The 14,261-nt window shown below is 65.5% G+C and carries 10 protein-coding genes; 5 read left to right on the top strand and 5 right to left on the bottom strand.

Annotated elements, in window-relative coordinates:
* Positions 1-358 precede the first annotated feature (358 nt).
* On the top strand, positions 359-1,570 hold the full coding sequence (locus tag FVF58_RS44780) for an MFS transporter (protein ID WP_149676005.1): 1,212 nt from the start codon (positions 359-361) through the stop codon (positions 1,568-1,570).
* Between the two features lie 43 nt (positions 1,571-1,613).
* Here the strand turns inward: FVF58_RS44780 and FVF58_RS44775 are convergent, their stop codons facing one another.
* From FVF58_RS44775 to aspT (FVF58_RS44760), 4 genes are all read right to left on the bottom strand, one after another.
* On the bottom strand, positions 1,614-2,822 hold the full coding sequence (locus tag FVF58_RS44775) for a pyridoxal-phosphate-dependent aminotransferase family protein (RefSeq protein WP_246217504.1): 1,209 nt from the start codon (positions 2,820-2,822) through the stop codon (positions 1,614-1,616).
* Between the two features lie 187 nt (positions 2,823-3,009).
* Entirely contained in the window at positions 3,010-4,674 is a 1,665-nt protein-coding gene (locus tag FVF58_RS44770) for a bifunctional aspartate transaminase/aspartate 4-decarboxylase (protein WP_149676003.1), read from the bottom strand.
* 90 nt (positions 4,675-4,764) lie between these two features.
* Positions 4,765-6,450 (bottom strand): aspartate-alanine antiporter, encoded by a 1,686-nt coding sequence (gene aspT, locus FVF58_RS44765; RefSeq protein WP_149676002.1) that lies wholly within the window; start codon positions 6,448-6,450, stop codon positions 4,765-4,767.
* Between the two features lie 158 nt (positions 6,451-6,608).
* Complete coding sequence (gene aspT / locus FVF58_RS44760; protein ID WP_149676001.1) at positions 6,609-8,291, bottom strand: aspartate-alanine antiporter; 1,683 nt, start codon at positions 8,289-8,291, stop codon at positions 6,609-6,611.
* A gap of 542 nt (positions 8,292-8,833) precedes the next feature.
* On the opposite strand from aspT (FVF58_RS44760), the gene FVF58_RS44755 reads away from it, so the two are divergent.
* On the top strand, positions 8,834-9,838 hold the full coding sequence (locus tag FVF58_RS44755) for a 2-hydroxyacid dehydrogenase (RefSeq protein WP_149676000.1): 1,005 nt from the start codon (positions 8,834-8,836) through the stop codon (positions 9,836-9,838).
* Between the two features lie 32 nt (positions 9,839-9,870).
* Here the strand turns inward: FVF58_RS44755 and FVF58_RS44750 are convergent, their stop codons facing one another.
* Complete coding sequence (locus FVF58_RS44750) at positions 9,871-10,515, bottom strand: plasmid fertility inhibition factor family protein (RefSeq protein ID WP_149675999.1); 645 nt, start codon at positions 10,513-10,515, stop codon at positions 9,871-9,873.
* A 115-nt stretch (positions 10,516-10,630) separates the two neighbouring features.
* Here FVF58_RS44750 and FVF58_RS44745 point away from each other — a divergent pair, with 115 nt between their 5' ends.
* From FVF58_RS44745 to FVF58_RS44735, 3 genes are all read left to right on the top strand, one after another.
* On the top strand, positions 10,631-11,452 hold the full coding sequence (locus FVF58_RS44745; RefSeq protein WP_149675998.1) for a crotonase/enoyl-CoA hydratase family protein: 822 nt from the start codon (positions 10,631-10,633) through the stop codon (positions 11,450-11,452).
* Positions 11,453-11,699: 247 nt separating this feature from the next.
* Positions 11,700-12,866, top strand: coding sequence for an MFS transporter (locus FVF58_RS44740; RefSeq protein ID WP_149675997.1), 1,167 nt, complete (start codon positions 11,700-11,702; stop codon positions 12,864-12,866).
* Positions 12,867-12,976: 110 nt separating this feature from the next.
* Positions 12,977-14,137, top strand: a complete 1,161-nt coding sequence (locus tag FVF58_RS44735; RefSeq protein ID WP_149675996.1) for an MFS transporter — start codon at positions 12,977-12,979, stop codon at positions 14,135-14,137.
* Positions 14,138-14,261 lie beyond the last annotated feature (124 nt).

Here is a 14,261-nt window from a genome sequence, read left to right as displayed (position 1 = left end):
TGGGGACGTGCTGCAGCAATGGTTCGAAAACTATCACCGTTAATAAAGCCAACCCATAGCGCGCTTCGCATGGGGGACATATTCGCAAAACGATATAGAGGCCGATTTGAGAGCAGGTCGGCTTATGTCGGACGGGGATTTTTGCCGTGTATCGCCGATTTCTGCGGTTTTATGGTCAGCGAAAATCATGACATGCCGCGGCGCCGGTCAAAATTCCGGGCGCTGAAAAGGCCACATTGCCCACTATGTGAGCCGACGACCACGATTTGGTCGGACGAATAATTAAGCAACTTCTGCAAGAGAATCGGTTCCATGGGAAAATCACGCCTTCCCGCTGTTTTCAAGTCTCGTTTTCCCCATGTCCACCGACTCCGCGCCACCTCGTAGCGAATTTGCGACGACCATGCAGATCATTCCGGTCGTCTTTTTTACGTTTCTTTGCTACCTGACGATCGGCATTCCGCTCGCGGTGCTGCCCGGCTACGTCCACGGCGATCTCGGCTATAGCGCGGTACTGGCGGGTGCGGCGATCAGCGTGCAATACCTCGCGACGCTGGCCTCGCGGCCGCTCGCCGGCCGTTCGGCGGACACGCTGGGGCCCAAGCGCACGGTGTCGATCGGGCTGCTGGGGTGTGGCGCGAGCGGTGTGCTGCTGTTGCTGGCCGTGCTGTGCGGACGCTGGCCGGTCTTGAGCCTCACGCTGCTGGTGTGCAGCCGCCTCGTGCTCGGCTTCGGCGAAAGCCTGTGCGGCACCGGCGCAATTCTGTGGGGCATCGGCCGGGTGGGCACCAGCAACAACGCGCGGGTGATTTCATGGAACGGCATCGCGACGTATGGCGCGCTCGCGATCGGCGCGCCGCTCGGCGTCGCGCTCACACACGCGACCGGCTTTGCCGCGCTTGGAATCGTGGTGATCGTGCTGGCCGCGCTCGGCTACTATCTGGCTCGCCTGATCGCACCGGTGCCGATCGTCCATGGCGAGCGGATGTCGTACCGCAGCGTGTTCACGCGCGTGCTGCCGCATGGGCTCGGCCTTGCGCTGGGGTCCGCCGGGTTCGGCTCGATCGCCACCTTCATCACGCTGTTCTATGCAGCGAAGAACTGGCCGAATGCGGCTTTGTCGCTGACGGTGTTCGGCACGCTGTTCATCGGCGCGCGCCTGTTGTTCGCCAACACGATCAAGACTTACGGCGGCTTTCGCGTCGCGATCGCGTCGTTCTCGTTCGAGTGCGCCGGCTTGCTGATGCTGTGGCTCGCGCCCGAGCCGCATGTCGCGCTGGCCGGCGCGGCGTTGACCGGCTTCGGCTTTGCGCTGGTCTTCCCGGCGCTCGGCGTGGAGGCGGTCGGGCTCGTGCCGCCCGCGAGCCGGGGCGCGGCGTTGTCGGCTTATTCGGTGTTCCTCGATCTCTCGCTGGGCATTACCGGGCCGTTGGCCGGGTATATCGCCGGGGAGTTCGGGTATGAGTCGGTGTTTCTGTTCGCCGCGATTGCCGCAGCCTTGGCCGTGGCGCTTTCCACCATGCTTTATCTGCGCAATGCGAAGGTGACCAATTTGCCCGCGGCATTGTGACGGGACGGGTTGACCGGCCTGCGCGGCGCGCAGGCCGATCAACCTATTTCCCTTCCGACAACCCTCGTTCGAGCGCCGCTACGCCGGCCGGCAAATCGACTTTCACGCCGAGGTCCACCATCGTCCTGCCGAGCGCGTGCACGGTGCGGAAAAGATTGTGTTCGCGGCATTGCTCGCCCATCTGGCCGATCCGAACGATCGGCAATCCGAACGAGCCGGAGATTTCCACTTGGTGCTGCCGCGAAATATGCGCGCACACATCCGCGGGACTCAGCCCGGCGGGCACCTCGATGCCGACCACCGAATTCAACCGGCAGGCCGCGGGCGCATACAGCTGCAAGCCCAACGCCGTCACCCCGTCCTGCAAAGCCAGAGAACATTTCAGGTGCCGCGCGAAGCGCTTTTCCAGCGTCTCGGCGCACACGAGACGCAACGCCTCGTGCAACGCGAGCACGCCGGACACCGGTGCGGTGTAGTGATACCCGGCGTTATGCCAGAAGTTCTCTGCCAGCGACGCATCCAGACACCAATGGGCGTTCGGCGCCGTGCGCCCCTTCACGCGCGCCCAGGCGGCGTCGGAAAACGCGATCAACGACACCCCCGGAATCGACGACAAGCCCTTCTGTCCGCCGGTGATCACGGCGTCGATGCCCCAGGCGTCCATTTCCAGCGGCATCGTGCTCAACGTGCACACAGCATCGACGATCACCAGCGCGCCCGCCGCTTTCGCGAGCGCCGCGATGTCCTTCAGGTGGTAATTCCACACGGTGTTGGACGTCTCGCCCTGCACCACCGTCACGATCTCCGGCCGCTCGCGGCGCATCGCCTCGGCGATCTGTTCGAGGCTCGCCACCGTGCGGTCGGCGACTTCGAGCGTGCTGACCCGCGCGCCGACGCGCCGGCCCATCTCGCCCATCCGGTCACTGAAGAAGCCGTTCTTGATGCACAGCACCCGCGTGCCTTCCCAGGCGAGATTGGAGATGGCCATTTCCATCGCGGCCGATCCCGGCCCTGCCACGCCCAGCACCCACTTCGATTGCGTCTGGAACACATAGCGCGCCATCGTCTTCACCTGCGCGATCACCTTCACCATCGTGCCGCCCAGGTGATTGATCACGATCGTGTTGGCCTTGGCGACGGCGGCGGGAATCGGCACGGGGCCGGCGCCCATCATCAGAAGCGGCTCTTCGGGAAGGATGGCGTCGAGCGATTCGACAACCGGACAGGGCACTGCGGATGCAACGGTAGGCATGGATGAAATCGGCATGATCGGTACGTGAATGTCAGGACACCAAGGAACGCGTGGCCTCGCCGGCGATGACGCCGGGGAGGCCACTCGTCCGATCATTCACTGATCCGCGCGATTGCGCAAGTTTTTTGACTGTGCGTGGGCGCGCGGTTCATGCGCCGCCGCATGAACCGCGCCGCAAAGCCTGGCGTCATTTCACCTTGGTCTTGTCGAGCTGCTTGCCGGTCGCGGCATTGAAACGCTCGACATAGTCCTCGATCAGCTTGCGCAGCGCGCGTCCGATCAAGCGGTAGTCCGATTCGTTGAGGTTCGCGAGCGACACCCGCCCCGACGGATGCTGCGTGCCGAATCCGCGCCCCGGCAGCAGCACCACCCGCGCCTCGCGCGCGAGACGGAACAGCAGCTCGGACGGCTGGGTGTTCTTCAGCAGCCAGTCGACGAAGTCGCGTCCGAACATCTTTTCGCCAAGGAATTCGATGTCGAGAATCGTGTAGTAGTCGACCTGATTGAGATCGTCGTCGTCGAATGTGATGCCTACTTCTTCGTAAAGCGCACGCTTGCGGCTGCGGATCAGGCGCTTGAGCGCGTTCTTGTACGCGTCGGGTGTGTCCATCAGCGAGAACAGCGAGAACAGCACCATCTGCACCTGCTGCGGAGTCGACAGGCCCGCCGTGTGATTCAGCGCGACCGTGCGGCTGTCGGCCACCAGGCGGTCGATGAACTTGAGTTTGTCCGGCTCGGTCGTGATCGACTCGTAGCGCTCGTGCAACTGCTTCTTCGTGTCCTTCGGCAGTTCGGCGATCAGCTTGTCGAGCACGTTGTCGCGATGCGTCGCGATCGTGCCGAGGCGCCAGCCGGTCGCGCCGAAATACTTGGAGTACGAATACACGAGGATGGTGTTCTTCGGCGCGAGCGCGAACAGCGACACGAAGTTGTCCGCGAAGGTGCCGTACACGTCGTCGGTCAGCAGGATCAGGTCGGGCCGTTCCTTGACGATGTCGGCGATGTACTGAAGGCTTTCGTCGCTGATCTTCACCGACGGCGGGTTGCTCGGATTCACGAGGAAGAACGCCTTCACCTTCGGGTCGCGCAGCTTGTCGAGTTCCTGCTTCGAGTACTGCCAGCCGTTGGCGACATCGGCGTCCAGATTCACCACGTTCAGCCGATAATCGTTCAGGCGCGGAATCTCGATGTACGGCGTGAAGATCGGCATGCCGAGCGCGATCGTGTCGCCCGCCTTGATCAGGTGATTCTCGCGCATCGTGTTGAAGATATACGTCATCGCCGCCGTGCCGCCTTCCACCGCGAACACATCGAACTCGCCGACGAACGGATGATTGCCGATCATCTCGCGGCGCAGATACTGGCCGACGATCAGCTCGGACAGCTTGAGCATGCGGTCCGGCACCGGATAGTTCGACGCGAGAATGCCCTCGCACATCTCATACAGGAAGTCGCCAGCCGAGTAGCCGAGCTGATCGCGCACGTACGACACCGCGCCGCGCAGGAAGTCGATCCCCGGCACGCCCTTGTTTTCGCGCAGGAACAGATCGAAGCGCTCTCCGAGGCCATCGCGCCGCGGGAAGCCGCCCACCCCTTCCGGCATGAACGCGAACGAGCGCTCCGACTCGCGCATCGCAAACAGGCCGAGTTGCCAGAAGCCGTGGCGCGGGATCGTCGCGAGAAAATTCGGATTGCCGCGCCCGGCGTTGAGCATCGCCGCGTTGGCAGGCCGCTCCACCGCGCTGCCGCCGGCGGCCTTGATCAGTTCGTCCTTGAGTTCGAACGGACTGAGCGCAGCCAGACCCGCTTGCGCCATGTCCGAGTGTTTCTTGTCGCCCTTCTCTTTTGCCATGATGCGTTCTCCAATGAGCCAGGTGAATGACGCCAGGCCGGCGATGGATAGCCCGCTGCGCCGGCGTAACAGAGACGATGCTCGCGTGCGCTACACGAGCCCGACCACCAGCGGGCCGAGCAACGTCAGCGCGACGTTCGCGATCGCATATGTGATCGCGAACGGCACGGTCGGCACCGCGCTTTCCGCCTTGTCGAGCACACCGCCGAAGGCCGGGTTCGCGCTGCGCGAGCCGGACAGCGCACCGGCCAGGATCGCGGCGTTGTTGTACTTGAGCACGTAGCGGCCGAACAGCATGGTCAGCAGCAGCGGGAACAACGTGACGAACACGCCGAGCAGGAAGATCGTCAGACCGCTCTGCTTGACCGTCACCACCGCCTGCAAGCCGGAGTTCAGGCCCACCACCGCGACGAACGCGGCAAGACCGAAGTCCTTGAGCAATTGCGACGCGGCCGACGGCATCGCGCCGTACATCGGATGTTTGCCGCGCATCCAGCCGAACAGCAGGCCGGCCAGCAGACAGCCGCCGCCCGAGCCGAGCGTGAGCGGAATGCCCGCCACGTTGATCACAATCAGCCCGATCAGCAGGCCCAGCACGAGGCCGACGCCCATGTAGATGAAGTCGGTCTTGTTGCTGTACGGCAGTTCGTAGCCGGCGGCGTCGACCGCGCGCTTGGTGTCCTTGGGTGAACCGTAGAAGGTGATCACGTCGCCGTGCTCGACCTTGGTTTCCGGCAGGATCGGCAGCGGCTGGCCCGCGCGTGTGATGTTCTGGATGTAGACGCCGTGGCGCATATCGCGGTCCACGAGTTCGCGAGCGGCGGCCAGCGTCGTGTGGTTCATGCCTTTGCGCGTGAACACGCCTTCGCGCGTCTGCATGACGACGCCCATGTCCCCGCCCGCGTCCGCGACCTCGTTGCCGTTCGCGCCGAACGCGACCACGGCCTCGCGGCGGCCCACCACCAGCACCACGTCGTCGGGCTGCAAAACCAGATCGGGCGTCGGCTCGAGCGTCTTGCCGTCGCGCTTGATGCGCTCGATCGTCAGAAAGTCCTCGTGCAGCGTCTCGACGGCCTTGACCGTCTTGCCGGCGCTCACGTCGATCTTGTACGCGCGCCCCACCAGCTCGGGCAACGCTAGGATCTGCCCGGGCCCGCGCGAGGGCGCGCCTGCCGCCAGCTCGCGCTCCGCTTCGACCGATGCTTCGCGCAAGCCTTGTCCCATGAACTTCGGCAGGATGTTCACGCAGACGATGATCGCGCCCAGCGAGCCGAACACGTAGGTCACCGCGTAGGCGATCGCCACGTCCGATTGCAGCGACTTGACCTGATCGGCCGGCAGACCCAGGCGCGCGATCGCATCGCCCGCCGTGCCGATGATCGCCGATTGCGTCAGCGCGCCGCCGGCGAGCCCGGCCGCGAGTCCTTTATTCAGATGGAACAGCTTCGCGCACACCACGACGGTGATCAGCGCGCTGACGGCGAGAAACACCGCCATCGCGATTTCGCGCAGCGTCTTGCGGTTCAGCGAGTTGAAGAAGCCGGGCCCGGAGTCGTAGCCGACCGCGTAGATGAACACGGCGAACATCACCGCCTTCACGCCGTTGTCGATCGTCACACCCGCCTGGCTGATGACGACCGCCGCCAGCAACGAGCCGCCGACGCCGCCCAGCTGGAACTTGCCGAAATTGATCTGCCCGATGAAGTAGCCCGCCGCGAGCGACAGAAACAGCGCGATCTCGGGGGATTTCTGAAAGATGTGATGTAGCCAGTCCATCGTGTCCTCGCTGAATAATTGGCGATGCTCAGTACTGGTTGCTGCTCGTGCAAACGGCGTGGCGGCGTGCCACTTGCTGCCGCTGGCGTGCTGCCGGAGCGCCGCGCGCAGCGATTAACGGCGCGCCAGCCGCGGCGCCCAGCGTGGCTCCCTGGCGCCTAGCTGAACTTGCCGGCAAGGCCCACCACCACGGGACCCATCAAAGGCAACAGGATGTTCGACAGTGCGTAGGTGATCGTGTAGCCGATCACGGGGGTCGAGTTGCCGGTCACGCCGACCAGCGCGCTGATCGCCGGCGTGCTGCATTGCTGGCCGGCGATCGCGCCGAGCAGCATCGGCGCTTCCAGCTTGAGAAACAGGTGACCGATCCACAACGACAGCAGGCCCGGCACCAGCACCATCAGAATTCCGGCCACCGGCAACGCCAGCCCGTATTCGCGCACCAGCTTGATGGCGTCCGGTCCCGCCGACAAACCCACCGCCGCGATGAACGTGGCCAGCCCGAAGTCCTTGAGAATCTGCGCGGCGGCCGAAGGCAGCGAACCGATCAGCGGATAGCGCGAACGGATCCAGCCGAACAGCAGCCCGGACAGCAGACAGCCGCCGCCCGTGCCGAGCGCGATCGACACGCCGCCGATCCGTGCGCCGAGATGGCCGATCGCCATGCCGACCAGGATTCCCAGGCCGAGATAGACGAAGTCGGTTTTCTGGGTCGAGGCCAGCACATAGCCGAGGCGTTTCGCGCCGCGCTCGACGTCGGCCTTCGCGCCGACCAGGGTCAACACGTCGCCGCGGTTGAGTTCGGTGCCGGGCAGCGCCGGCACCGTCGATTCGAGCCGCGTGACGGCCGCGATGTAGACGCCGCGTCCGTCTTCCGGCTTGGCCCGCTCGCGCAGCTGGGCGATCGTCAAACCGTGCGCGTCGCTGTTCGTCAACACCACGTCGATGCGCTCCGCGAAAACCTGGCCGAGCGCGGCGCCGTCCACTTCTTCGCCGAGACTGCTTGCCGCCTCGACGACCGCCGCGCGCCGCCCGGCCACCAGCACGAGATCGCCCGCCGCAAGACGCAGTTGCGGTTCGACCGGCAGGTTCGCGCCGTCGCGCTGAATCCGCTCGATGGTGAGATTGAAGCCGTACTGCTGCTCGAACGCGAAAACGGTGACGCCGGCCGCCGCGCGCACGCGAAACGCGCGGCCCACCAGCGCCGGCGCGGCCGCGCGCTGCCCCTCGCTGAACGCGCCGGCACCCCCGAGCTTGCGCCACACGCGCTCGGCTTCGTCGCGCAGATTGATACGCAGCAAGAGCGGCGCGAACTGGCTCGTGAACAGAACGATGGTGATCAGGCCAAACAGATAGCTCACGCTGTACGCGGTCACGATATTGGCCTGCAGGCGCAAGGTCTCGGAGTTGGCGAGACCGAGCTTGGCGATCGCCTCGGATGCGGTGCCGATCACGGCCGACTCGGTTGCCGCGCCGGCCAGCAAGCCGGCCGCCGTGCCGATATCGAGCCGCAGCACGCTCACCGCGATGAGGATCAGCACCAGCACGGAGACGATCTCGATCACCGACAACACGCCGTAGCGCCAGCCCCGGCCAATGTTGGCGAAGAACTGCGGACCGCCGGTGAAGCCCAGCGCGAAGATGAACAGCGCGAACGCGATGTTCTTCAGATCGGGCGCGAGCCGCACGCCCGTTTGACCCAATACCAATGACACGATCAACGTGCCGCAAACGCCGCCGAGCTGAATCGGGCCGACGCGAAACGAACCAATAAAATATCCGATTGCAAGGCTTGCAAACAGCGCGATCTCCGGTTGCGATCTCAGCAATTCACCGATCATGTTGGCTCGCCGATTAACGAAATTATTAGCAAAAGGCCGAAAACCGCATGAAGCGAATAAACCGGACTGACCCAATGAATCAGGCCAATACGTGTACCTGGTGCCTGGTAGCTGACCCACTGCAGTAACAGTGAAATGCGGGCTGACGGGCTTATGGCAAGGCGATGGCGCAATGGCCGGCGCGACGCACACACCGTGCCGCCGCCACGATACGGGAAGGCGGTTCCTCTGGCTCGACAGTCACTTTTTCCTCGCGATGTTGCCTACCGCCGTGAAAAAGACATAATCTGCTGATGGCCAATTTCTTACAGCATGATTCAACATGCTTTTTCGAACCAATATTGCAGTTCGGCACGGCTGTCAATGTGATTTTTATTACAGCGAATCGACTTCACGGAAACTCGATCTTCGGTAAAACCCGCATATTGGCGCTACGCATTGCGCCACGCGGCGATTACGATGAACGCGTGATTTACTGAACCGCCCGCCTGCCGCGCGATGAGTCCGTGTCGTCGCACGGGCACTCTTCTTGGGAGTCCGACATGCGCATGATCCTGTTCAGCAGCCGCCAGTACGACAGCGATACCTTCACCGAAGCCAACGCCGCGCACGGCTACGAACTTCACTTTCAGGAATCGCACCTCGACGCCGACACCACGGTGCTCGCGCAAGGCTGCGAAGTGGTGTGCCCGTTCGTCAACGACCACGTCGACGCCGCCGTGCTGGAGCGGCTCCATGCGGGCGGCACGCGCCTGATCGCGTTGCGCTCCGCGGGCTTCAATCACGTCGACCTCGCGGCGGCCGAGCGCCTCGGCATACCGATCGTGCGGGTGCCGGCCTACTCGCCGCACGCGGTCGCCGAACATGCGGTCGGCCTGATTCTGGCGCTGAACCGGCGGCTGCCGCGCGCGGTCGCACGCACGCGCGAGGGCGACTTCTCGCTGCATGGATTACTCGGCTTCGATCTGCACGGCAAGACCGTGGGCGTGATCGGCACCGGCATGATCGGCCGCGTGTTCGGGCGCATCATGGCGGGCTTCGGCATGCGGGTGCTCGCGCACGATCCGGGCACGCCCGCCGACGACCTGCTCGCGCTCGGCGCGCGCTACGTGCCGCTCGACACGCTGCTCGCCGAATCCGACGTGGTCAGCCTGCACTGTCCGTTGTTGCCGTCCACCTATCATCTGATCGACGGCGCCGCGCTCGCGAAAATGAAGCGTGGCGCGATGCTGGTCAACACCGGCCGGGGCGGCCTCGTCGAAGCGAATGCGCTGATCGGCGCGTTGAAGGACGGCCAGCTCGGCAATCTGGGGCTCGACGTGTACGAGGAAGAAGGCGGCATCTTCTTCGAGGATCACTCGAATCTGCCGTTGCAGGACGACGTGCTCGCGCGTCTGCTGATGTTCCCCAACGTGATCGTGACCGCGCACCAGGCGTTCTTCACGCGCGAGGCGATGAACGAGATCGCGCAGACCACGCTCGGCAACGTCGCGGCATGGCAGGCCGGCACGCCGCGCAACGCGGTGCGCGCCGCGGACCAGGCCTGAGGCAGCAAGCGAGAAGCGGCGGGCTTTGGACGCTACGCGCCGCCCTCGCTGCCGAGCGGGACCGCGCGGATCGCGGTGCGGGCATCGTCGGCCGCGCCGCAGATTTCGCGCAGCAGCACCGCCTCGCGCTCGTGCACTTCCACCGGACACCAGCGCGCGCCCGCGTCGGCCAGATAGCGCGCGCGGTGCTGACCATTGCGAAACGCCACCACGCCTTCGCGCTCCAGACCCAGCCAGCCCAGCAAACCCGGCGCGCGACGCGTCGAGATCGTCACGTACGGCATCTGCGGAACGCGCGGACTTTCGGGGTCGAGAAACTCGCGGATGCCGCGCACCTTGCCCGAGTGCCACTCGGCGACCGGTTTCAGGACGTAGTCGGTGTTGTCGCGATCCGCGCAGGCGAGCAGCTTGCGCAGGTCGACCAACACAACCTGATGGCGCGTGCCGTCGGTGACGAAGACGCGTTTCAGGCGCACGTGGTCGTACCATGGATGATCGTGCAGAGGCACGATCCAGACCGTTTCGGCACGCCCCGAAGGAAGTCCCTCCGGGGGGCAAGCCGGCCCGGCGGCAGACGATGAATTGGACAAGGGCAAAGGCAGGCTCGATAAGCTGGCGAAAAAACGCCAGCGCGTGAATAGAGCGCTCACGCTACGAGCCGATTGTGAAAGAAGCATGACAGCCCCCCGGTTTAATTCTTTTGCATGAGCCCGCTGCATGAGCGCCCGGCACGAACGCGCGGACGCTGAACTTCGGCGAACTTTCAGGCAAGTTTTTTCTGGAATACAGACGATGATAGCCCTCCAAAACTTCAATGAATACGTGCGCATCGAAGCCAACGCGGACACCGGCGTCGCCACCATCGTGCTGGAGCGTCCGGAGCGCCGCAATGCCGTCGACCGACCGGTCGCCGATGCATTGCGCGCCGCGTTCAGCCGCTTCGAGGCGGAGCCCGCATGGCGCGCAGCCGTGCTGTTCGGCGCGGGCGGCACCTTCTGCGCCGGCGCGGACCTCAGCGCGCTCGCCGACGACACGCGCCGCAACGAACTGCACGCCGACGGCAGCGGCCCCGGCCCGATGGGACCGACGCGCATGGCATTCAGCAAGCCGGTGGTCGCGGCGATTGCCGGCTACGCGGTGGCGGGCGGCCTGGAGCTGGCGGCGCTGTGCGATCTGCGCGTCGTCGAGGACGATGCGGTGCTCGGCGTGTTCTGCCGGCGCGTCGGGATCCCGCTGATCGACGGCGGCACGATCCGGCTGCCGCGTTTGATCGGGCTATCGCAAGCGCTGGACCTGATCCTCACCGGCCGTGCGGTGAACGCCGAGGAAGCGCTCGCGATGGGACTCGCGAACCGCGTCGTCAGGAAGGGCACGGCGCGCGCGGCAGCCGAACAGCTGGCCGCGGAACTCGCCGCCTTTCCCCAAGCGGCGCTGCTGGCCGACCGCCGCTCGGTACTGGAAAACAGCACGCTCGACGATTTAGCGCAAGCGTTGCAGCGTGAGGGCGCCGGCGGCTATCGGGCGGTGTTCGAAGAAGGCATGGCGGGCGCTGCCCGGTTTGCTGGTGGCGCAGGCCGGCATGGCGACACGCTGGAGTCGCGCGATCCGGGTTGATCCGCCTGATCCGCTGCGCGGCGCGCCGCGCAGCCGCTAACCCGCACGCTCGATCACGCCCTACGGCGGCGGCCCCGAGCCGCCGCTTTCAGCAAAAAACAACAGCTTTCCCGGCGCTCAGCAGCATGGTTTTGACTTAGGTAGAATCCCCTACTGTTTTGCCCTCGCATGGCGCGGGCGTTCTCGCCCCGAAAACGCGCGCCTGCCGCACGACGCCTCCCGTCGCGCCGATTCACGCTCCCTCACCATGCCTTTGCCCCTGCTCGCCCTTGCCGTTGCCGCGTTTGGAATCGGTACCACCGAATTCGTGATCATGGGGCTGCTGCCCGATGTCGCGCGCGATCTGTCCGTGTCGATTCCGGCTGCGGGCATGCTGGTGTCGGCCTATGCGCTCGGCGTCACGATCGGCGCGCCGATCGTCGCGATCGCGGTCGCCAACATGCCGCGCAAGAAGGCGTTGATGAGCCTGATCGGCGTGTTCATCGTCGGCAATCTGCTGTGCGCGATTGCGCCGGGCTACGCGGTGCTGATGGCCGCGCGCATCGTCACGGCCTTCTGCCACGGCGCGTTCTTCGGGATCGGCTCGGTGGTGGCTGCGGGGCTCGTCGCGCCGAATCGCCGCGCACAGGCCATCGCGTTGATGTTCACCGGACTCACGCTCGCCAACGTGCTGGGCGTGCCGCTCGGCACGGCGCTCGGCCAGGCGGTGGGCTGGCGCGCGACCTTCTGGGCGGTGACGGGCATCGGCATCGCCGCGGCGGCCGCGCTCGCCGTGTGCCTGCCGGCGAAGATCGAGATGCAGAAGGCGAGCCTCGTGCACGAATTCAGCGTGCTGAAAAACCCGCAAGTGCTGATGGTGCTCGGCATCAGCGTGCTCGCGTCGGCCAGCCTCTTTTCCACCTTCACGTACGTCACGCCGATTCTCGAAGACGTGACCGGCTTTACGCCGCACGCGGTGACGCTGGTGCTGCTGCTGTTCGGCCTCGGGCTGACGGTCGGCAGCACGCTCGGCGGCAAGCTCGCCGACTGGCGGCTGATGCCGTCGCTGGTGGCGTTTCTGCTGGCGATCGTCGTGATCCTGACCATCTTCGCCGGCACGATGCACGCAGAGATTCCCGCGATGATCACGATTTTCGTGTGGGGCATCCTGGCGTTCGCCATCGTGCCGCCGCTGCAGATGCTGATCGTCGATCGTGCGAGCCATGCGCCAAATCTGGCGTCGACGTTGAACCAGGGGGCGTTCAATCTTGGCAATGCGGCCGGCGCGTGGCTTGGCGGGATGGCGATCGGCGCGGGCGCGCCGCTCACGACGCTGCCGTGGGTCGGCGTGGCGACTTCGATCGGCGCGTTGATGCTGACGCTGTGGTCGGTGTCGATCGATCGGCGCGCGCAGAGGATGGTGGTGGCGGGCTGAAGTTCCTCAGATCGGAAACTCGCCTCGCCTCTTTGCGAGGCGCCAGTTAGCGCGTCCATCAAACTCCGCGCAGTGCCAACGCCCCGTCTGCCGTAGTAGCATCTCGGCCGATGAAAGTCATCCTCACCCGCGATTTCCTCGCTCTGATCCTCAGCGTCGCCGTCGTCGGACTCGGCAGCGGCGCCACGCTACCCCTTACCGCCCTCGCGCTGACGCAAGCCGGCTATGGCACCGACGTGGTCGGCCTGCTGACCGCCGCGCAAGCGGGCGGCGGTCTCGTCGTCGTGCCGCTGGCCGGCTGGATCGCGACGCGCTTCGGCGGCCGGCAGGTGATCGCCGGCGCGGTGCTGGTGGTCGCGATCGCCACCGCGCTGATGCAACTCACGGCGAACCTGTGGCTGTGGGCGCTGTTGCGCGTGTTATGCGGCGCGGCGTTGATGCTGCTGTTCACGATCGGCGAAGCGTGGGTCAACCAGTTGGCCGACGACGCATCGCGCGGCCGCGTGATCGCGATCTACGCGACCAACTTCACGCTGTTCCAGATGTCGGGTCCGGTGCTGGTGAGCCAGATCGCCGGCTTCACGCAGTGGCGCTTCCTGCTCTGCGGCGCGATTTTCCTGCTGGCGTTGCCGATGCTCGCGAGCATCCGCAGTACGCCGCAAGCCTCCTCCGATGAACACGCCGAGCACGGCGGCTGGCGTCGTGTGTTGCCGCAGATGCCCGCGCTCGTGATCGGCACGGGCTTCTTCGCGTTGTTCGACACGATCGCGCTGTCGCTCTTGCCGCTCTTCGCGATGTCGCATGGCATCGCCAGCGAGATGGCGGTGCTGTTCGCATCCGCGCTGCTGCTCGGCGACACGACGATGCAATTTCCGATCGGCTGGCTCGCCGACCGGCTCGGCCGCGAACGCGTGCATATCGGCTGCGGGGTGGTCGTCGTGGCACTGCTGCCGTTCCTGCCGTGGGCGATCACCTCGCCGTGGCTATGCTGGCCGCTGCTGTATGTGCTCGGCGCGGCTGCGGGTGCGATCTATACGTTGTCGCTGGTCGCGTGCGGCGAACGGTTTCGCGGCGTCGCGCTGGTGTCGGCGAGTTCGCTGGTGGGCGCGTCGTGGAGCGCAGCGAGTTTCGGCGGACCGCTGGTCGCCGGTGCACTGATGAAAGGCGTCGGCAACGACGCGATGGTCGGCGTGCTGCTCTTCGCGGCGCTGGCGTTTCTCGCCGCCGTCTGGTGGGAAAAGCGCCGCGCGCCGCTGCGCGCAACGGGCTGACGCCGAACGCTCAAGACGGGCTCCGCAAACGCTGCGGCTGGTGCTAATCTTGACGCCACATTGCACGGCACTTCGCTGCATGGCCCATGCTCGATGGCGCCGCCGTCCGCAATCGGGAGTGCGC

Origin of the sequence: Paraburkholderia panacisoli, assembly GCF_008369935.1 — a bacterium.
Classification (GTDB): Bacteria; Pseudomonadota; Gammaproteobacteria; order Burkholderiales; family Burkholderiaceae; genus Paraburkholderia; species Paraburkholderia panacisoli.
The sequence above is the reverse complement of the archived record's forward strand: the minus strand, read 5'-3'. Positions and strand labels throughout refer to the sequence as shown.